At 70.1% G+C, this 20368-nt stretch carries 16 protein-coding genes and 2 pseudogenes; 9 read left to right on the plus strand and 9 right to left on the minus strand.

Annotated features, from left to right (window positions below; translation table 11 throughout):
- The first annotated feature begins 472 nt into the window (after positions 1-472).
- Together ACFVUH_RS18730 and ACFVUH_RS18735 are read left to right on the plus strand one after the other, a co-directional pair.
- Complete coding sequence (locus ACFVUH_RS18730) at positions 473-1678, plus strand: PP2C family protein-serine/threonine phosphatase (protein ID WP_387914373.1); 1206 nt, start codon at positions 473-475, stop codon at positions 1676-1678.
- A gap of 268 nt (positions 1679-1946) precedes the next feature.
- Complete coding sequence (locus ACFVUH_RS18735) at positions 1947-2192, plus strand: hypothetical protein (protein WP_387914375.1); 246 nt, start codon at positions 1947-1949, stop codon at positions 2190-2192.
- 71 nt (positions 2193-2263) lie between these two features.
- Here the strand turns inward: ACFVUH_RS18735 and ACFVUH_RS18740 are convergent, their stop codons facing one another.
- On the minus strand, positions 2264-3532 hold the full coding sequence (locus ACFVUH_RS18740; RefSeq protein WP_387914377.1) for an ATP-binding protein: 1269 nt from the start codon (positions 3530-3532) through the stop codon (positions 2264-2266).
- 154 nt (positions 3533-3686) lie between these two features.
- On the minus strand, positions 3687-4136 hold the full coding sequence (locus ACFVUH_RS18745) for a DUF5994 family protein (protein ID WP_387914379.1): 450 nt from the start codon (positions 4134-4136) through the stop codon (positions 3687-3689).
- 259 nt (positions 4137-4395) lie between these two features.
- On the opposite strand from ACFVUH_RS18745, the gene ACFVUH_RS18750 reads away from it, so the two are divergent.
- Complete coding sequence (locus ACFVUH_RS18750) at positions 4396-4824, plus strand: CBS domain-containing protein (RefSeq protein ID WP_387914380.1); 429 nt, start codon at positions 4396-4398, stop codon at positions 4822-4824.
- A 396-nt stretch (positions 4825-5220) separates the two neighbouring features.
- Here ACFVUH_RS18750 and ACFVUH_RS18755 read toward each other — a convergent pair whose 3' ends face one another.
- Complete coding sequence (locus ACFVUH_RS18755; RefSeq protein WP_387914382.1) at positions 5221-6474, minus strand: serine hydrolase domain-containing protein; 1254 nt, start codon at positions 6472-6474, stop codon at positions 5221-5223.
- A gap of 491 nt (positions 6475-6965) precedes the next feature.
- On the opposite strand from ACFVUH_RS18755, the gene ACFVUH_RS18760 reads away from it, so the two are divergent.
- Positions 6966-8816 (plus strand): Shedu anti-phage system protein SduA domain-containing protein, encoded by a 1851-nt coding sequence (locus ACFVUH_RS18760; RefSeq protein WP_387914384.1) that lies wholly within the window; start codon positions 6966-6968, stop codon positions 8814-8816.
- 228 nt (positions 8817-9044) lie between these two features.
- On the opposite strand, the gene ACFVUH_RS18765 is transcribed toward ACFVUH_RS18760, so the two are convergent.
- Positions 9045-10265, minus strand: a complete 1221-nt coding sequence (locus ACFVUH_RS18765; protein WP_387914385.1) for a DUF4365 domain-containing protein — start codon at positions 10263-10265, stop codon at positions 9045-9047.
- Positions 10266-10802: 537 nt separating this feature from the next.
- Between ACFVUH_RS18765 and ACFVUH_RS18770 the strand changes: the two genes are divergently transcribed.
- The 3 genes and pseudogenes from ACFVUH_RS18770 to ACFVUH_RS18780 form a co-directional block, all read left to right on the plus strand.
- Positions 10803-11105, plus strand: a complete 303-nt coding sequence (locus tag ACFVUH_RS18770) for a hypothetical protein (protein WP_387914387.1) — start codon at positions 10803-10805, stop codon at positions 11103-11105.
- A gap of 132 nt (positions 11106-11237) precedes the next feature.
- On the plus strand, positions 11238-12686 hold the full coding sequence (locus ACFVUH_RS18775) for an amidase (protein ID WP_387914389.1): 1449 nt from the start codon (positions 11238-11240) through the stop codon (positions 12684-12686).
- 523 nt (positions 12687-13209) lie between these two features.
- A pseudogene (locus ACFVUH_RS18780) lies at positions 13210-13344 on the plus strand (helix-turn-helix domain-containing protein); the annotation flags it as partial.
- 15 nt (positions 13345-13359) lie between these two features.
- Here the strand turns inward: ACFVUH_RS18780 and ACFVUH_RS18785 are convergent.
- From ACFVUH_RS18785 to ACFVUH_RS18805, 5 genes and pseudogenes are all read right to left on the minus strand, one after another.
- A pseudogene (locus tag ACFVUH_RS18785) lies at positions 13360-13725 on the minus strand (FAD-binding protein); the annotation flags it as partial.
- Between the two features lie 11 nt (positions 13726-13736).
- Positions 13737-14780, minus strand: a complete 1044-nt coding sequence (locus ACFVUH_RS18790; RefSeq protein ID WP_387914390.1) for a serine hydrolase domain-containing protein — start codon at positions 14778-14780, stop codon at positions 13737-13739.
- 2 nt (positions 14781-14782) lie between these two features.
- A complete protein-coding gene (locus tag ACFVUH_RS18795) occupies positions 14783-16087 on the minus strand; it encodes a UDP-N-acetylglucosamine 1-carboxyvinyltransferase (RefSeq protein ID WP_387914391.1) in 1305 nt (434 codons plus the stop codon).
- Positions 16088-16089: 2 nt separating this feature from the next.
- Complete coding sequence (locus ACFVUH_RS18800; RefSeq protein WP_387914392.1) at positions 16090-16830, minus strand: hypothetical protein; 741 nt, start codon at positions 16828-16830, stop codon at positions 16090-16092.
- 362 nt (positions 16831-17192) lie between these two features.
- On the minus strand, positions 17193-18509 hold the full coding sequence (locus ACFVUH_RS18805; RefSeq protein ID WP_387914393.1) for a helix-turn-helix domain-containing protein: 1317 nt from the start codon (positions 18507-18509) through the stop codon (positions 17193-17195).
- A gap of 213 nt (positions 18510-18722) precedes the next feature.
- Between ACFVUH_RS18805 and ACFVUH_RS18810 the strand changes: the two genes are divergently transcribed.
- Positions 18723-18932, plus strand: coding sequence for a hypothetical protein (locus ACFVUH_RS18810; RefSeq protein ID WP_387914395.1), 210 nt, complete (start codon positions 18723-18725; stop codon positions 18930-18932).
- 555 nt (positions 18933-19487) lie between these two features.
- The gene (locus ACFVUH_RS18815) at positions 19488-20123 is read left to right on the plus strand and encodes a hypothetical protein (protein ID WP_387914396.1); all 636 of its coding nucleotides are present in this window, start codon (positions 19488-19490) and stop codon (positions 20121-20123) included.
- Positions 20124-20368 lie beyond the last annotated feature (245 nt).

Raw genomic sequence — 20368 nt, forward strand, 5'->3', positions numbered from 1 at the left:
GCCCGTCGAGATCGTCACCCCCCGGTGCCCGTCCTGTCAGAGCCGGCTCGGCTCCACCAACGGCCGGTCGAGGCTGGAGAACGACGAAGGCCCGGGCCGCCGAGCGGTCCGGGCCTTCCGCCGGCGGAGGATACGAGATTCGAACTCGTGGGTGATGGCCGCCAATACGCTTTCCAGCTGTTCGTCCGGCTGTCCGGAAGGGGCCGCCGCATGTGGCCTGGCCTGCGGCGGAGCGTCCGGTCACCAAGGTTCTGACGGCAATGGACGGAAGCGAACGCAACCAGAACCGCACCCGGAGCCGGGCCACGCTCCGCCCGGCCCGGCGGTCGTGCCGGCGGGTGACCGGGGGCGCGATGCACTGCGGTCGGGCGTAATGGAAGGACCCGCACCGCGGCGGACTCCGCGGGGGGTGCCGGGACCGATCGAGCCGGTGCCGAGTGCCGCGACCGGAGGAGGACGGCGGTGAGCGAGGATGAGCGGTGAGCAGCCGGCCGGCGCAGCGGGGCCGGACCAGTCGGAGGGGTGCGGCGAACGCCTGTTGGGGGCGCTGCTCGACCAGGCCCACGAGCTTCCGCCCCCGCTGATCGCCCCGCTGGTCGCCGACGTGGTGCGCGGGTTCGGCGGCCGTGACCCGGTGCTCCTGCTGCAGGACTACGGCCAGCTGGCGCTGGTGCCGCTGCCTGGGCGGGGGCTGGACGCGGGGGAGCCGGTGCCGATCGACGGTTCCCCGGCGGGTGCGGCCTTCCTGCGCGGTGTTCCCGTCGAGGAACCGCAGACCGACGGGGTGCGGGTGTACCTGCCGCTACTGGACGGCGGTGACGAGGCGGGGGTCCTGGCCCTCACGCTGGATGCCGTCGATGACGAGGACCGGCGGTTCCTGCGGCGCCTCGCCGCCCTGGTCGCCGATCTGCTGATCACCAAGAGCGGCTACACCGACCGGATCTTCCAGGCCCGGCGCCTCGAACCGATGAGCGTGGCCGCCGAGATCCAGTGGTCGCTGCTGCCGCCGCTGTCGATGTCCGTTCCGCAGGTCGCCGTGGCCGGCATCCTCGAACCCGCCTACCAGGTGGCCGGCGACAGCTTCGACTACGCGCTGAACGACGGCCTCCTGCACGTGGCCACGATCGACGCGATGGGTCACGGACTGGACGCCGCGACCATGGCGACCGTGGCCATCGGCGCGTACCGGCACGCCCGGCGTGCCGACATCGGGCTGGCCGAGATCTACGCGTTCATGGACCGGGCCATCGCCGAGCAGTTCGGCCCCGACCACTTCGTCACCGCGCAGATGATGCGCCTGGACACCGGGACCGGCCACCTGCAGTGGGTCAACGCCGGCCATCCCCAGCCGCTTCTGATCCGCGACCACGTCGTCGTCGAGCGGCTGGAGAGCGCCACGACCCTGCCGGTCGGGTTCGGCGGCGAGGAGCCGGTGATCAGCGAGCGGGCGTTGCGGCACGGTGACCGCGTCCTGTGCTTCACCGACGGCCTGGTCGAGGAGCGCGCGCCCGGCGGGGAGCAGTTCGGGGAGGAGCAGCTCATCGACTGGGTCAACCGCGTGGAGCGCTCGCAGACCGGGGTGCGGGCCGTGGTGCGAGCACTCTCCCACGTCCTGAAGGAGAAGCGGGGCGGTCGCACGAGCGACGACGCCACCCTCTTCCTGATCGAGTGGCGCTGACGCACCGGCCCCGACCACGGCGTTTGTCACCCGCCAGGTCGGCCCGGCAGGGGCGGAGTACCGTGGGGATGTCGGAGCGGCCCGATCCCGCCGCTCCCCGGAGGCCGGCCCCCGCGCGGCGGCCGGTGCCCGTGCCCGTACCCGTACCCGTACCCCTGCCCGCGGACAGCCGGCGAGCCATGTCGGACGGAACCGGTGCCGCGATCCCGGAACTCCGTCCGGCCGGGGCGTTGACCGAACGGGCAGACAGGAAAGGCGGGGTGGAGAGATGTCCGTCTACGTGAAACTCTCGGCCGACGCCCGGGTGCCGGCCGAGCCCTCGAAGGGGCCGCTGGACCTGCAGTACGAGGACAGTGCGGACGGTGTCACCTTCGAGTACGACCTGCACCCGAGCGGTGCGCTGCGCGTTCTGCGGGTCTTCGAGGACACGCCGTACCGGATCGAGGTCTGCTTCGGCCCCGGGGCGTGGCTCCAGGTCGTGGGCAACTACCTGCGAAGCGGCGCCGAGTACTGACGGCACCGACGGCACCGACGGCGGTCCGTTCCGGGCGGACCGCGGGCCCTCGGCGGCGGTCGCCCGGCTGCTCAGACGCGCCCGTAGCGGACCGCCTGGTCGGCCAGTTCCCGGGCCATCTCCTCGGAAACGGTCGGACGCGTGCGGTGGATGGCGTTCAGATAGTCCTCGGTACCGGGTTGGGTCCGTTTCCCCGTGTCGAGGGTGCGTTCGAAGGTGCTCTGGGCGACCGCCATGGCGACCTGCCGGATGTCGGCGGGGGTGAAGCCCTCACTGGCTTCGGCGAGGACCGCCGTGTCGGCCGCGGTACCCGTTTTCGCCGTGTAGCCGGCCCACAGCGCGTCACGGGCCGTGGCATCGGGCGGCCCGACCGGAAGGACGTAGTCGAACCGGCCGTGACGCAGGAACGCCGGGTCCAGGGCGGCCACCGCGTTGGTGGCGCAGACGAGGAGCCGGCCGTCGCGCTCACGGAACCGCACGATCGACTTGAGGAGCTCGTTGACCACGCCGACCGACGTGGGGGCGGCGAGGTTGCGCGTACCGGCGATCTCCTCGACCTCGTCGATGAAGAGCAGCACGTGGTCGAGCTGTGCCACCTCCTCGAAGCGGCGGCCGAGTTCGGTGGCCAGCCCGTCCTCGGACGCGAGCCGGGAGGGGAACAGCTCGATGAACGGCCAGCCGAGCCGACCCGCCACGGCCTTGGCGAACGTGCTCTTGCCCGTGCCCGGCGGACCGAACAGCACGACCGCGCGGGGCGGTTCCACCCCGTGGGCGTCCGCCAGCTCGGGGTTCGCCAGGGGCAGCACCAACCGCCGTTCGATGAGCCGCTTCTCGTCGGTCATGCCCGTGAGCCGTTCCCAGAGGCCGGCTTCGGGCATGACCGCGCCCAGCATCGCCAGGACCGTCGGGCCCTGGGGGCTGACGACCTCCGACTTCTCGAAGTACGTGAGCCCGCGGTGGCGGCGGAACCCGGAGTCGGCCAGCGCGGTGGCGCCGGTCTCCTCCTCGGGCAGCAGCGCTGCGACGATCCTGGCACCGGCGTCCCGCAGCCGGCGCTCCAGCGCGGACAGCAGGGCGCTGCCGACGCCCAGGTTCCGCCAGCCGGGGTGCAGGGCGATGCGCAGCACCCATGCCCGGTCCCCGTCGACCCGGCCCACCGCCGCGCCCACGAGACGTCCGTCGGCGACCACGACGACGCCCGGATCACGTGCCTGCAACGCGGCGACCACGTCGGAGAGGCGGAAGACGGCGGCGCGGTCCGTGGTGGCGCTCTCCGCGTCGAGCCGGACCACCGCTTCGAGGTCGTCCGGTGTGAAGTCCCGGACATGCCAGACCGCCATACACCGCCTCGATCGAACGTCGCGCGCCCCGCCCCTCGGACCCATCATCGGCCGACCCGGGTGTGGCCGCCTGCCCGGGCGGAGCGGCCCGGCGCGTGCCTGGGACCCGCGCGCGCCTGGGACCCGCGCGCCCGGGGCCGTTCACCGGGGCCGTTCAGCCGAGCAGGAGTTCCGCGGCCGGGGTGTGGTTTCCGGTCGCGGAGGCGCCGGCCATGGCCGAGGCGGCGGTTGCCGGATCGGTGCCGGGCGGCACCACCAGCAGGAGGAAGTGGTCCTGGAGGCCCCGGGTGACGCTGATCGTCGCGTCGCTGCCGGTGAACCAGTTGATCCTGACCGTCAGGCCGTTCGCCGCGACGGACCGGGGCACGCCGTTCCAGGCCTCGGTGTCGAGGCCGACCCGCAGGATGCGCCCGTAGTGGGCGCCGAGCGCGGTGATCAGGTCCGGCAGTTCGGCGAGGACGTGGTTCGAGCGGGGCCACCAGGCCCCGTCGAAGACACCCTCCCGCGACATCGTCGGCTCCAGCGTCAGACGTGGCAGCAGTGGGGCACCGGGCACCGTCCATGGCCCGGGGGAGGAAGGAATGGGAAGGGGGATCGGCATCATCTGAGGCCGCCCGTCCGGTCCGCGAGGGACCCGTCATGACCCAGGGCGACGTCGACGCTGATGCCGGTGTCCGGAATGTCCTCGGTTGCCCTCCACGTTACTCCGCCGTAGCCGCCCCTGGCCCGACCGGCGCGGGAGTAGCCTCGGAGACATCCAGGGCATCCCGTATCCCGGTCCCCGTTCCGGCTTCGTTCTGGGTGCAGGACAGCCCGGCAGGCCCCGCCCCGGCGGGCGGCCGGAGATGGGAACGGTGAACGCCGTGACTACTCACTCGCCCCAGCCGGCCCGGCCCGGCCACGGCCTCACGGTCGCCGACGCCATGGAACCCTGCGACTACCAGATAGCCGACGACAGCACCGTCGACCAGGCCGACGACATCCTTCGCGGCGCCCACCTGGACTACCTCCTCGTCCGCGGCCACGACGGCCGGTGCGAAGGGCTGGTGACCCGCACCGGACTCCACCCGTTCCTGGCCCGCACCTGGTCCACCGACCGGACCGCGATCAGCGCCACCTCGCACCAGCGCGGCCCGTTCGCCTGGCCGACCATGGGCCTGGCCCTGGCCGCGCTCGCGATGCGGATCAAGCACCTGGCGGTCTGGCCCGTCGTCGACGAGGACGGCTACATCCTCGGCGTCCTCACCGCGGACCGCGCCACCGGTCTGCTCGCCGTCACGCCCACTCCGTGAAGCCGTCGCTGTCCGCACCGTGAGAACCAGTCGGACCGCCCGGGACCAGAACCGGGACCACGGCATGACGAAGGCCCGGACGCAGTACGGTCAGGCCTTCGTCCGCCCGGCTGTCCGGGGGCGGTCGGATGCGTCCTGACCAGCGGTGGAGCGACTTGCTCACCAGGCTCCGGACGGCGCTGAACGAGCGTGAACGCAACCAAGACTGCAACCACGGGTACCCGTGTGCCGGGTCGTGCTCCCTGCGTCGGCCGGTCGCACGAGCACGCTCGCGGCAGCGACCACTTGTCTCGGCGCTCCGCACGCGACTTCCCGGGAGCGGAGATCGGTCGGCAGCCCTTGCCGGACAGCACACCCGGCGCCGTCAAGCCCTGAACGGGGGACGCCGCCGGTCGCTCACCCCAGGCCGGCGCAGGTTCCGGCGTCGACGAGGCCTTGCCACGCCTTCCCGAGGGCCTCCCGGTCGGAGACGTCGTAGAAGTTCACGGACACGGCGAACTGGCGCCGTCCGTCCGCCGAGCCGAACATGCCGGTGCTGTAGCCGGGGATGCCGCCGGTGAGGCCCCAGTACAGCCCGCACGGCGTGTCGTACCGCATGAGGCCCAGGCCGTAGTCCTTGCCGTCGCCCAGGCCGGTGGTGCGCTGCATCTCGGCGAGTTCGGCGGGGCGGAGCAGCTTGCCTCCGAGCAGGCCGGCGATGAAGCGGTTGAGGTCGGCGGTGGTGGAGATGCCGCTTCCGGCCGGGCCGGCCCAGGAGGGGTTCTCCAGGGTGACGTCGACCGGCCCGGTGGGCAACTGGAGGTATCCGTGGGCATGCGGGCCGGGTACGAACGGCGAGCTGACGGGCATGGAGGTGTGGGTCAGGCGGAGCGGGCGGATGATCCGGCGCTCCACCTCCTCGTTCCAGGGGTGCCCGGTCACCTTCTCGATGATCATCCCGGCCAGGACGTAGTTGGTGTTGGAGTAGCTCCACGCTGCGCCGGGAGCCGAGGAGGGCGGGAAGGTGTTGGCGATGTCGACCAGGTCCTGGGCCCGGTAGTTCTTCCACCGGCCGCTCTCGGCCCAGTCGGGCTTGCTGAAGTCGAACGCCGGGGCGCCGGTGTGGTTGGGCAGGCCGCTGGTGTGGTTGAGCAGCTGGCGCACGGTGATGGCGGCGCCGTTCGGCACCTCGCCGGGCAGGAGGCGCTCGATCGGATCGTCCAGGCCCAGCCGGTGCTCACCGGCGAGTTGGAGGACCACCGTGGAGACGAAGGCCTTGGTGACGCTGCCGATGCGGAACCGGCCGTTCTCGTCGACCGGCGCGCCGGTGGCGACCTCCGAGGTGCCGGCCGCGCCCCTCCACACCGGACGGGAGCCCTCCCGGACGGCGCCCAGGGCGGCCGAGGCGCCGCCCTGCTTCACCATGGCGGCCACTGCGGCGTCCAGGGCGCCCCGGTCCACCCGGGCGGCGCCGCTCCCGGCCGTCGGGCTCGGGCCGCCGTCGGCCGGGGCACCCTGCGCCGACGCGGCCGACGTGGCCGACGCGGCCGGGGCCGCGGTGGCCAGCAGGCCGGCGCCGACCAGCGCCGTCACGGCCAACCGGAGCCGCTGGCGGCGCGGTCGCGTTCCTGGTGTGCCGTAGTCCGACAGAGTGCCGTTGTTCCCCGTCATGTGCCCCGCCCCTTCCGAACGGGCGGCGCCCTGTCGGCCTCCGTCCCCTTGCGTGACACCCTGTCAGTTCGCCCCGGGACCAGTCCTCCGCCGCAGGTGCCGTCCGCATCCCATCCCTGGCGTGACGTCTCCCCCTGGACGGGTAGGCCTCAGGTCGGGGACGGCCTGCCGGGTGGCGGCGGACGTCGGTTCAGCGGTGGGGGTTCTCCGAAAGGCCTGTGAACGACGAAGGCCCGGACCGCTGAGCGGTCCGGGCCTTCTGCCGGCGGAGGATACGAGATTCGAACTCGTGAGGGGTTGCCCCCAACACTCTTTCCAATTCTCTCGAACCCTGTACGTCGCAGTCCGCGGCTGTTCTGACCAGCGCCGGAGAGGCTTGGGGGGAGGCCTCTGGACCCTGCCGTACGGGTATGAACGAGACCAGAACTGAGACCAATGTGCTTGGTCCGGGGGCTGTTCGGGCCTCTGGACGGCCGAAGGTGCTTCGTGGATTGACCTGCAAGGAAGTTGATGGCGTGTCAGTCATGCGCGCGATGATGGTGACGGGGGCGACGTGCCCTCCGATCGCGCGGAGAGGAGAACTGGTGAAGCGCTGGTTGCTGATGACGCAGGAGAGGGGATCGTCCTCCAGCTCGGATCCCAAGATTGAGGAGTGGGAGAACGGGCATTTCGCGGTCGGGGACGCGTCTGCCCATGTGGGTGACTCCGTCCTGTTGTGGCGCCGCGGGCGTGGTGGCGGGGCCGTTGCGCTCGGGCGGATTGTCGAGACGGCTGTCATCGGGTCGCCTGCATCGCTTCGGTCGATGATTCTAGGCCAGCCGGACGTTGAAGAGCCCGCGCAGACTGATGAGGCCCGTCCGGCTCGATGTAGGGTGCGTGTGGACTTTGACAGGCTGTTTCCGGCCTCACCGTTCTCGGCTGGCTCGTGGGGTGTTCCCGCGCTGGGGCAGATCGTTCGGGCGGCGGGCCGTGACCTTACAGCAATCTCCTTGACGGACGCACAATGGGAGGCGCTCAATCGATGGATTGAGCGACCGCAGCCGCCAGCGGAATGGCTTTCGGCGTGGAACATTCCCCCCGGGTCTGTGGTCAGCCGTGCCCAACTGCACGATGTCTACGGTGGGAACTCACGGGTTGTAGCCGGTCCAAGTGCGAAAACGCGGAACGTATTCCTCTTCCTAAACCGAGATCCCGCCGTCCCTGAGTTGACTCCACGTCTGAGCGGAGATGTTCTGCTCGCGCCTGGGCAAGTGCAACTTGGCGATCGCCTTTCCATGGAGAATCTCGGGGTTCTGAGCCATCTTCGACGCGGACTGCCGTTGCGCGTCTTCGAGGTGCGGCGCGGCGAATGCTTCTACCTCGGGGAGTTCGTTATCATCGAGAACCTCCCGGTCGCCCGGTGGATTGAAAGCGGCGAGCCAAAAGTCCGCAACTTTGGAGATATTGAATTCGTCCAAGTGCGGCATGCGCCAGTTTTTCGGCTTCGCCAACTGAACGGTATCCGACCGTTTGCAGACGGATCCGACTCCTTCGACAGGGCTCCCCGGATCAGTCTGAGTCTTCGGTTGGCTAGTACGGACGATGAGTGCGATGCGGCCCCCAGGTGTAGCGACTATGAACCGCCAGTCGAGGCGGCCCCGGCGGAGGTATCCGGCGAGGCGAGTGGCAGTACGGGAGCGAACACCATTCGAAGGCTGCTGAGCCTGCTGGAGCATGATCCTGAAGCCGCCCAGGCGATTGGCGAGATCGACGAAGCCCAGGCATTCGCGACTCTTGTGCAGCACGCGAGGAGGCGTGCCGATCTCGCTGAGTTGCGTGTGGTGGCAGAGAACCCGGATAGCATGGAGAGTGATCTCCAGAAGTGTCTGGAACGCATGACCTGGGTGTTCGGTGCGGAGTTCCTCTCTGGCTCCGCTCGGCGGGACCTAACAGCGCAGGATCAGCTCGACCTGTCCCTGATCAGGCCGGATGGGTCTCTGCACGGTGTAGAGATCAAGAAGGCCAAGATCGGTAGCCTCGTCAAGAAGCATCGCAATCACCTCACTGTCGGCGCAGACATCAATGATGCGATGGGTCAGGCGCTGAACTACCTGCGAAGCCTCGACGAGCATCGGCATCAGATCTTGGCTGACTTCAGCATCGACTGCCGCCGTGCCACGATGACCGTTGTAATCGGGCACGCGTCGTTCGTTACAGGAAAGATCACTGCCGAGCAGGTTGCCGAGACGATCAGGACCTACAACAGCAACATGACCCGGATCACGGTCGTCACGTATGACCAACTCATCGAAGCCGCCCAGCGCAGTCTCGATCTCGCGGAGCCGTCTGTTGCTGACCGGTAGGACGTGCCGCAGGATCTGGCGAGGTCGGCAACGTACGGGCGTCCGAGTCGGTGCCCTGTCGAATTGAGGCGCCGCCGCGTGGCGCTTCAAGGGCTGGGCGCACTTGAGTGCAAGACGTGGAGACGAGGTAGGGCCCCGACCGTAGTATGGTCGGGGCCCTCGTTCTCCCCAACGAGCAGGGGCCGGAGGCTCACGGGAAGCCGGATTCGGCAGTCTTCGACGGACGCATCATCCGGGCTCGGGGATGCGCCAGACGATCCGAACCTGCTCGTCCAGGGGGAGCGAGGGGCCGCCGATGTAGATGCGATGGATCAAGTACAGCACCGCGAGCTGGAACGCTTCCGGCCCGAGGTCTTTCATGGTCGAGCGGCTCAGCCTTTTCACCTGCCGGACGGTGCGCGGATCGGCTTCGAGGGGACCGAGTTCCGCCACGAGTTCCGGTTCGAGCTCGCCGTCCTCGCGCATGGCCGAGATCGAGCGCTGGAGAAGATCCGGCTCGACCTCGAACCGGGTGACAACGCGGTCGATGACGTACCGGTGCAGTACATCTGCTGCGATGTTGCCGTGCTCCACGGGCTCCTCGCCCGTGCAGCTTGGGCACCCTTCGCACTCGTCGGAGCCGAAGACGGCCTCCGACTCCTCGTCTGCCTGCCGAGTGGACATGAAGCAGGAGGCAACCCACATGAGCTCCGGCCGACTCAACTCCAAGTCTTCTGCTGACGACAGGTCGTGGTCGTTCCAGAGGCGAACTGCGGCCTCGTCGTCTGCCACGAAGTCCGGAGGCGGCATCTCGGAGCGCATCAGGGACGCCAGACTGACGAGATGGGGCTCCCAGTCGAGTGCGCTGTGCAGAAGGGTGGCGAGTTCGTCTCCTGGGCGTCTCCAGAAGATGAGGTCTTCGTCGTAACCGTTGACGAAGTGCAGGACGTGGTCCGCCGGGTCGAATTCGACCCCGGACATCTCTCCCAGGTGGGTGAGAACGGCCTCCCTGCCCCGGTACCGCCCCACGTAGCGACGGGCCTGTGCGACGAACGACTCCATGGTCGTGTCGGCCAGTACCGCGTTGGGGCTGACACCGATTACTTTCGGGCGGTTGAAGGGGCCGGACCGGCGGAGCTGTTGTGTTGCGTTCGCCCAGAAGAGCCGCTTGCTGTCCGGGTCGTACACCACGCAGTAGACAGGGATGTTTCCGTCCGCCCAGGTGTCGCCGTGGTGGCTGACGGGCACCGCGTAGCCGTTGGCTCGGCGCCACTTGTCCCCACCCTTGACCTGGATCCTGATCACGTCGCTCGTCACGTGTTCGTCCTCGACGAATGTGACGTAGAGGTCCTCGCCGAAGTCGTTCTGCCCGGAGATCTCCTGAACGATGTGATCATGCTCCTCAAGGAGAGCGCGTACCGCGTTCACGGCCGCCTGGCCAACACGCCGGCCCTTGGGGATCTTCGGCATGTCGCCCTCTCCGGAGGTTCCTCATCCGCCCCGCGCGAGTTCCGAGACGGTGTCTTCCCGGTGATTCTGCCCTGCGCTTCTGACACAGGGGCCAGCGCACGAACGGAGCGGACGTGACACGACCGATGGCTGGAGCGGAGAACGACGAAGGCCCGGACCGCTGAGCGGTCCGGGCCTTCTGCCGGCGGAGGATACGAGATTCGAACTCGTGAGGGGTTGCCCCCAACACGCTTTCCAATTCTCCCGCACCCCGTCCGCCGGGGTTCACATCTGTTCTGACCTGCGGTGGAGTGAACCGACGGGTAGTGGCCGAACCTGGTCGGACGGGGGTGAACGAGACCAAAACTGAGACCACTGCCTGTCGGTTCGGACGGTCCGCCAGTCCCATGCCGACGGTCTGTGGCGCTCGGACTCGTTGGATGGCGCAGGCAGACTCACCGCAGTACCTGGTCGGCTCCCCGGCCATCCCGCCGGGAGCGGTGCAGTGTCGGACGGAGCGCGGCGCCTGTCCAGCGCCAGGTGCTGTGGACGCCGGGCGTGGCCGCCGTCCTCGCCGTCACGGCGACCTTCGTCGCCCACAACGTCCTCTACACGTACGTCGCCGCGCTGCTCGCGCCACTGGGGCTCGACGGCAGGACGGACACCGTCCTGCTCGTCATCGGAGTGTCCTCACTGGTGAGCATCCTCGGCACCGGCGCCCTGATCGACCGCTGCCTGCGTCCCCTGACCGTCGCCGCCTCCGTCGTCCTCGCCGCGGCGCTGGCCGTCACCCTCGGCGGACGGCGGCACGCCTTCCCGGGGCGGGGCGGCACTCGTTCGTGTGAGCGAAGCTGCCGCTGAAAGTGAGGAAAGCCACACCCCGACATGGTCCCCCACGTCCGCTAGGGTCGACTTAGATCCGCCCTGAACAGGGATTTTGCGTCGGCCACAGCGATGTGACCGCCGCGGGTCTGGCCTTTCCTGGAGATTTGCATGACCGATCTGGCATTTCGCTCCGCAGGTCAGCTCGCCGCCGCAGTCGCGGCGAAGGAGGTGTCGAGCACCGAGTTGCTCGACCACTACCTCGCCCGGGTGGAGCGGCTCGATCCGAAGGTGAACGCCGTCGTCGCCCGGGACGAGGAAGGGGCGAGGGCCGCGGCACTGGCGGCGGACCGCGCGGTCTCCCGCGGCGAGCCGCTCGGCCGCCTGCACGGCGTCCCCGTGACGATCAAGGACAGTCTCGAGGTTGCGGGCATGCGGACCACCGGGGGGTCGACCCGCTGGGGACACCATGTCTCGACGAGCGACGCCGAGTCGGTCGCGCGGCTCAAGAACGCGGGAGCGATCGTGTTCGGCAAGTCCAACATGCCGCCCGACGCCCGGGACTGGCAGACCTACAACGAGGTCTACGGGACCACGAACAATCCGTGGGACCCGACCCGCGGACCCGGCGGTTCGTCCGGTGGGTCCGCCGCGGCACTCGCTGTAGGGCTGACCGGCCTGGAGCTCGGCGGCGACTCGGCAGGCTCGATACGGGTGCCCGCCCACTTTTGCGGCGTCTACGGGCTGCGCCCGTCATTCGGGATCGTGCCGAGGTACGGGAGCGTCTCGGGACATGCTCCTGGGACGCTGGCGGATTTCGATATGGCGGTACTCGGCCCGCTCGGCAGGCACGCCGATGACCTCGACCTGGGCCTCGACGTCCTCGCGGGAGCAGACCACGACCGCGCTCCGGCGTGGCGGCTGGAGCTGCCCCCCGCCAGGTCGAGCACTCTGCGGGAGTTCCGGGTCGCGGCATGGCTCGACGACCCGTTCTGCCCCGTCGACAGCGAGCTGGTCGCGATCATGAGGACGGCGCTGGAGGCGGTGCGGGCCGAGGGCGCTGTCGTGGTCGAGGGCGAGGGACCGGTCGGGCTCGAAGAGACGATGGCTCTCTATCAGCCGTTGCTGATGGCGCAGAGCGGGCTGGTCGAGCCGGACGAGTCGTATGCCGGGCTTGTGGAGCGCGCTGCGGCGGAAGGGGCCGCGGGCGGGTTCGCGTCGGACCTGACGCTCCGCTTCCGTGACTGGCACGCGCTCGACGAACGCCGGCAGCACTCCCGCCGCCGCTGGGCCGAGTTCTTCCGCGACGTCGACGTGCTCATCTGCCCGGTGAGCCCTACGGCCGCCTTTCCCCACGACCACCGACCCGACCCCGGCTGGTCGGTCCGGACTCTGCGGGTCAACGGCGCCGGCCGGCCGTATCGCGAGATGCTCACGTGGATGGCGCCGTCGGCGGTCAACCATCTGCCCGCGGCGGTGGCGCCTGTCGGGGCGACCCGGGACGGGCTTCCTGTCGGCATCCAGGTGATCGCGTCCTACCTGCACGACCGCACCGCGGTCCAGTTCGTGCGGTGCCTCGCGGAGGTGATCGGCGGGTTCCGCCGTCCGCCGGGATTCTGAGAGCCGCGCCGGGCTGCCGGCCTGTGGCATAGAGACGGGCGACCCGGCCGCCGCGTTCTCGTCGTGTGCGGAACGCTTCCCTGGCCGAGGGTGCCTGCGGGCGGGCCCGGCCGGTCGTGGTCAACCCCCGTCGCGGGTGGCGGGGGTGCCCCGCCGGGCCCGTCGGCAGGGAAGGTGCGGTCCGCGGTCCGTGACAGGACAACCTGGGCTGCTGCCCCTCGCACCGGGGCCGGACCACTCCCCCGGGACGCTGTCGGTCAATTCGGTCCCGCGCGTGACGTCGGCCTTCAAGACCTGGTTGTGGTCTTGAAAGCCGACGTCTTCGTACGAGTGTGGTGCGGGGTCGGCTTCGTGGGCCCGGTGGACCACGGAGGCCGACCAGGTCACCGGGCTCGGCCCCGTCCTGACCGGTCGCGAACCTGTCGGCGACGGGTGAAAACTGACCGCTGAACGGCGGATCAAAGGGGACCCACCTCGCGATCGTCTGATCATCCTGATCTTCATTGAGGGTCAGGAGGAGAGGGTGATCCACGTGGAGGACTGGGCTGAGATCCGTCGGCTGCACCGGGCCGAGCAGATGCCGATCCGGGCGATCGCCCGGCATATGGGCATCTCGAAGAACACGGTGAAGCGGGCCCTGGCCACCGACCAGCCGCCCGTCTAACAGCGTCCGCTGGGCGGCCCCGACAGTGCCGGGTATGCCAGCCAGGCACTCGATTCCGGCGAGGTGTTCGGCTGAGGCCCACTGGACGAGGTCGGCGAGCGGGTGGCCGGCCTGGACGGTCACGGCCACCGTGTCGTCGTCCACCCGCTTCACGGCGATGCCCCGGCTGTTCATCACGGCGACGGTGCCCTCGTGGCCGGTGTCGGAGGCGATGACGTTGCTGCCGTGGCCGAGGGTGAGGGGCGCGTCCTCCTGCCGGTCGCCGATCGTACGGACCAGTTCGAACCAGTCGTCGGGGTCGGTGACCTGCAGGACGTCGCCGGCCAGGCCGCCGAGCCGCAGGGTGGTGAGGGACGCGAGCGTGGTGCTGGGCACGGGTGGCCCTCCTAGGGTTCGTCGGTGATCGCCTTCAGGGCGAGGGTCCGCAGCGGGGCGAGGCGGGTGCGGTTGTCCTGGTGGTGGTAGACGGCGTTGGTGCAGATGGCCAGGTAGCGGCCGGTGGCCGGGGCGAGGTAGAGGCTGGTCCCGGTGAAGCCGTGGTGGTAGGCGACCCGGCCCTCGTCAGCGAGGATCCAGGCCAGCCCCCGGTCGAGGCCCGGCTCGATCTCGGCCTGTGGCTGCATGCTGTGGGTGAGCCAGCGGCCCAGGGGAGCGCCGGCGGCGTGCGGGGTCAGCAGGTGGGTGGCGAAGGCGGCGAGGTCGGCTGGAGTGGTGAACACCCCGGCGTGGCCGGCGACTCCGCCGAGCAGGGCGGCGTTGTCGTCGTGCGGCATGCCCCACAGCCGGGGCCCGCCGGTCAGTCGCTGCTCGGTCGGGGCGACCCGGGCGGAGCGGGGCACCGGTCCGTACGTCGTGTTCGGCATGCCGAGGTGCTGCCAGAGTTCGGCCGCCAGCTCGTCCAGGCGCCGGCAGCGGTAGTGGGCCAGGGCCAGGCCGAGGAGGATGAATCCGCGGTTGATGTAGCGGTGTCCGGCTCCGGGGTCGGCGATCAGCGGCTCTCCGCAGATCAGTTCGGCCAGCGGTTCGGGGCGGTTGCGGTACTGGTCGAGGCGGGTGTCGGCCCGCAGGCCGGAAGTGTGGGCCAGGATCTGGCGAACCGTCACCTGTCCGCCGGGCGCGTCGGCCGGGATGCCGGTCAGCAGATCGCGGAGTGGGGTGTCCAGGGTGAAGCCGTCGATGAGGGAGGTGCCGACCAGCGGCCAGGTGGCCAGGACCTTGGTCAGCGAGGCCACGTCGTACACCGTGTCCGGCCCCGGCCGGGCGTCGCCGCACTCGGGGGCGACGACGCCGGAGGCCAGGTAGCCGGGTTCGGTGTCGAAGGTGCCATGGGCGATGACTCCGCCGGGCACGGTGCCGTCTGCGGTCATGAGGTCCAGGCACTCGCGCAGGTCGGCGAGCGCGTTCGGCTTCCACGGCACGGTGTTGGTCACGGCTACTCCTGGTCGATCGTCAGGTCGGCACCGAGCGCGGCCAACTTCGGCAGCAGGCTGCCGTATCCGCGCCGCAGGTGATACATCCCTCGGATCGTAGAGGTGCCCTCGGCGGCGAGGGCGGCGATCACGAGAGCGGTCACCGCCCGGATGTCCTCCCCGGCCACGCCGGCGCCAGTGAGGGCGGACCGGCCCCGGACGGTGATGACCGAGCCGGTCGCGTTGACGGCCGCGCCGAACGCGGCCAAGGCCGGCAGGTGGGTGTCGCGCTGGGTGTAGATCCGCTCGTCGATGCGAGAGGTGCCCTCGGCCTGGGTGAGGAAGGCGGTCAGCTGCGGCTGCACGTCGGTCGGGAATCCGGGGTGCGGGCCGGTGGCCATCTGTACCGGCCGAGGCCCGGCCGGGAGGCTGACGGCCGTGCCGCCGTCCAGCGGGTCGAGCTGGATTCCGGCGTCGGCGAACACCGACACCAGGCCGTCCGGGAACGCGGCCGGCGGGAAGCCGTCCAGGTGGACGGTGCCGCCGGTGATGGCGGCGGCCAGCGCGAGGGTGGCGGCCTCCAGTCGGTCCGGCGGCACGGTGAACACCCCACCCCGGATGCGGTCGGCGCCAGTGACGTTCAGGGCCGTCCTACCCCGCCACTCGATGCCGACGCCGGCCTGCGAGAGCAGGGCGGCGGTGTGGGTGACCTCGGGCTCCACGCTGGGGTTGAGGATCGAGGAGGTGCCCGGGGTGCGGGCGGCCAGCAGCATCGCGGTGACCGTCGTACCCAGGCTCGGCCCCCACAAGCGGGTCTCGGCGTCGGTGATGAACGGCAGCCGCTTGCCGGTGAAGCGGGCCCGCACCCGGCCCCGCTTCACCTCGACCTCGGCCCCGGCGGCCTCCATCGCGGCCAGGTGCCGGTCGATGTAGCGGGCGCAGAAGGCGTCCCCGCCAGGGGTGGGGAAGGTGACCTTGCCGGCGCGGGCCAGCAGAGCTCCGCCCATCACCGCGGTGGTGCGGATGCGCCGTCCGAGGTCGTCCGGGATGACGGGGAAGTAGGAGTCGGCCGGTCGGGTGGCGAACTCGTCTCCGGTCACGGTGGCGCGGGTGCCGGTGCGGTGCAGGATGTCGGCGACGACCAGGGTGTCCAGGATCTCGGGCGCACCGGCCAGGGTGAGCGGGTCGTCGACGAGGATCGCGGCGGCGTACAGGTGCAGGGCGATGTTCTTGCTGCCCTGGACGGTGGCGGTGCCGGCCAGGCGGCGGCCCCCGGTGATCCGGACGGCCCGCTGGTCGGTCGTCGTGGCGGCGTCGGTGGTGGGCATGGTCACCTTCCCTGGCTTCCGGCCGGGAAGAAGCCCCCGACCTGGGTCTTCGGGTAGAGCAGGGTGTGCGCCCCGACCAGGGTGGCGGGCTGGAGCACGGTGCCGGCGGGAACGATCACGCCGTCGCCGATCACCGCGCCGAACTTCGTCTGGCCGGTGGCGATGCGCCGGCCGTCGAGGTGGGCGCAGACCTCTTCGGTGGCCGGTTCGGTGACCGGCCCGGAGGTGACCCGCAGGCCGGTGGTGGACACGAACGCACCGATGTTGACGCCGAGGCCGAGCACGGAGTCCCCGACGAAACTGGTGTGCTTCATGAAGACGCCACCGGTCAGCAGGGAGCGGGTGACCTCGGCGCCGAAGCCGATCTGGCAGCCGGGGCCGACGACGGTGTTGTCGCGCACCCGGGCGCCGGCCTCGATCACCGCGCCGGGGCAGACCAGCACCGGGCCGGTGACGTACGCGCCTTCGGCGATGACGGCTCCGGGCGCCACGATCACGTGGCCCCGAACGGTGGCGCCGGGCTCGATGGTCCCGGTCGCGTCCGGCAGCGGGATGTCCAGGTTGCCGGCCAGCAGGTCGGTGATGGCCTTCTTGAGGCCGAACACGGTCGGGCAGCAGTTCAGCAGCTCCAGCACGACCGGGTCGGTGACGTGCTCGATTTCGAAGTAGTACGCGGGGGCGGTGCGGTAGTCGATGCGCTCCAACTCGGTGTGCAGGGCGGGCGCGTCGGTCAGCCGGTGCATGGCTGGGTCTCCTCTCGGGCGAGCGAGTGGAAGAAGGAGGGCGGGGTCGGCCCCCGGGTGCCTCAGGAGGCGGGCACGTCGGGCGCGGTCGCCGCGCTCGGGGGGCTGGCCTCGGCCGGGTGGTTGTGAACAGCCAGGCCGAGGAGGGTGAGCACGGGCAGGTGCAGGGCGGCCCAGGAGGTGTCGTGAGCCGGTCGCGGTCCGCCGGGGCGGCGTGGCGCCGGCTGGTGGTCGGCGGGGAGGTGCTGGGCGTTGGCGTGGGAGGGCCTTCGGCAGCGGGGGAGGGGTGGACGCTCCCCAGTGAACTGCCGGGCGAAAGGCCGGATCCGTAGCCGGACTACGGGCCGTAGTCCGGCTACGGGTCAGATGAGCTGAACGCCCGCTCGGGCGGCGAAGTCCCGGACTCCGGGCAGCTTGCGGTCGTGCCGCAGCAGGGCGGTGGCGAGGTCACGGACGGCATCCCGGCGGACTTCCTGCGGGGCCGCCTCCTCGGCGGCCAACAGAGCCCGGTAGCACTGTTCGGGCTTGCCCCACTGGTCGAACGCGCGGGCCACGTCGGTGAAGAAGCGTGCTTGACGTTCGGCGGTCGGCAGCGCGGTGGGGTCGATCGTGGAGGCTAGCTCGACCGCTCGGCCAGCGTCGCCGAGCTCGTAGTGCACCGACAACTCGTGCAGGGTGACGCCTTGGATGCCGTCCACCAGGCCGGAGGCCCGACCAGCTACTGCGGCGCTGTCTGCGGCCTCGCGGATCAGCGAGTGCGCGTAAGCGCGGTCTCCGGTTTTCGCGGCGGTGTAGGCCGCGGTGGCGTAAAGGTCGCCGCGGGCGGCCAGTCGGGCGGACTCGGGCACCGTGGTGTCGACGAGGAGGTCTTCGGCGGCGACGACCACGATGTCGGTTGCTCGGGCCAGGCTGCCCTGCCGGCGCCAGGCGCTGGACACCATCCGCTGTGCCTCGGCGACCACTAGCGGGTCGCCACCGTCTCGGGCGGCGGTGAGCGCGCGGTCGGCGGTGATGGCCACCAGGTTGTTGTCACCGATCTTGATGCACAGCCGGACCGCGAGGTTGTAGAGCTGGGCGACGTTCCGAGCCCGCTCCTCGGTGCTACCGACCATCTGGGCGGCGGCGATCCGGCTTGGCAGGGCCTCAGCGAGCGCGTCGTACTGCGCTGCCTTGAACTCTCGACGAGACGTCAGGAGCCAAGCAGCGACGGACTCGTGGGTCGGCTTGCTGCGGGGCGCCGGGATCCGCCCCGCTCCGTAGACCAGCAAGTCCTCCAGGCCGGCCAGCGGTGCGGCCGTCTCGGCATGCGCGGCCTGCTGGCCCGCGACCGGGGCGAACAGGGCGGCGGCCGCCAGGGTCAGGAACGGGCGGCGTCGCACATCGTCCTCCTCGGCAGCGGAACTGCTCGTCAGCGTAACGGAGGTGGACTTGCGAGGACGGGACCTTGGCCGGTCGGAGGCCGGTTGCGGTAAGGCCATCAGCTCGTTGAGCTCGCAGCGCAGAACCTCCGCGAGGCGCCGGAGCAGGGTCAGGTCTTTTACCCGCTGCAAGTCCCGTTCGACCAGCGACATCCAGACCTCGCTGCGGTCGAGCTCGGCAGCGAGACGAAGCTGGGTCCACTCCATCTCGGCGCGACGGAGCGCGATGAATTTGCCGAACGTGATGCCACTGCCCCTCACGCTGGCCCCCATGCCGTGTTGAAGCCGCTACGGATTGCTACCGTATCGGTGGTCGGGGGCCACGGCGTGGGGCTTTCAGTACCGTGCCGGCGTTCACCGCACTGTCCGGCGGGCTTGGGCCGGGCCGCGTTGCCGGTCGCTGAGGATCTCGGCCTGAGGATCGTCCGCAGTGCCCTCGCAACCCCTGGGCAAGGGCAGCTCCACTCCGTTCGGGTGGCCGTTGTGCTGAGTACCGACTACGACACGCGGAAGCGGTTGCGCGCCGATGCCAAGGTCCGGGACGTCTCGGCGATGGCCGCGCGCTACCAGCACGGGACGGGCGGCATCCTCAAGGACGCCGCCAAGCGCATGGGCGGACTCATCTGGCAGGTGGCCAAGGGCGCGGACGACGGCAGCCCGAAGGCTCCCGAGCCGAGGCGTTGAGACTGTGAACGACGAAGGCCCGGACCGCTGAGCGGTCCGGGCCTTCTGCCGGCGGAGGATACGAGATTCGAACTCGTGAGGGGTTGCCCCCAACACGCTTTCCAAATGTTCGTCCGACCGTCCGGGGGCGGCCGTAGGTGTCCTGACCTGCGCTTAAATGATGTGTCGGTCGGGCGCTGAACGCCCCCGGACGGGGGTGAATGCAACCAGAACTGCAACCACGACTGGCCGCGGTCCGCGACGGGGACGGGCAACCCCGTTGCTGTTCTGACCGCACCTTGGTAGCTTCGCAGGGCTATGCAGGCTCGGGCTCAAGTGCCGGGCGTGACGGCGACCCGCTTGGTTGACCATGCGAACGGGCACGGAGCTCGGGCGACACGTCGGTACGCGGGATCCTCTATTGCCCGCGGCGGTGGCGTTGACGCACACGTGCGTTGTGCTGCCGTCTCTGAGACGTGAAGCGAGCCAGAAATGGTCCATTCGTTCATCGCACATACAAGCCCGGGGCGATGCAGGGTATTTGCCCTCGTCAAAGACCCTGATGACCGGTTGGAGGTGGTCACCACGCTCGGGGCCGGCGATCTCCATCTGAGCGACGAGCTCATCAGTGCGCTCAACGACTTCCTGTCCGACCGGGACGACATGGTCCTCCAGGCGGTGCTGGACCGTGCCCCGAACCCGGTGCGTATGGCTGTGCAGCAGTACCTCAAGGCCAAGTGCGCACCTGAGGCAGGCACATTCACCGAATACGGGCCGATCGACATCGTCCGCCATGCCGTTTACTTCAGCAGGATCGACGATGAACTCGAGGACTACCTTGAGGGTGCCTACATGATCGGGCTCGGCATCCGCATGTCGAACGAGCGCGGTACGGACGGCGATGTCGATTGGGTGGTCCAGTTGCTCAGCGATGAGGTCTCCGTGCCGGCCAGCGCTGAGCCGCGTTCGTGGGAGCTTCCGGCAGAGGTGAAGCTTCTGAGCACCTGGACCAGCAAGCAGCCGCTTGGCGGCCACGGCCCAGTCCACGGCGCGCTCAAGGCAGCGGCGACCGCAAGCGCGGAGGGACACTGGGTCAGGGTCCACAGCCTGCTTCACAGCAACCGCGACGAAGACTTCGAAGGCAGTGGGACCTCGGAGTTCGTCGTTGACGTCTTCGGCGCGCCGATCCCGCTGCAGGAACTGGATGAGTAGGGGCGTAAGACGCGGTGTGCGCCCCGACCAAGCGCGGTCGGGGCGCACGACTGGTACCACAGGCGAAATCTGAGCCGTATATTCGAACGCGGCACGGCTTGCCGGTGTGTGTCGACCGCCCACAGGTTCGCTCCTCGTCTTCCACCGTGCTGGCCCTTCAGCGGCCGTGGTGAGTCGACCATGGTGGCAAACACCCATCCGGATGTGTGAGTTCAGTACGACTGGCACCAGAAGTGCGCCGTGGG

Source organism: Kitasatospora sp. NPDC058032 (assembly GCF_042885845.1).
Lineage (GTDB): Bacteria > Actinomycetota > Actinomycetes > Streptomycetales > Streptomycetaceae > Kitasatospora.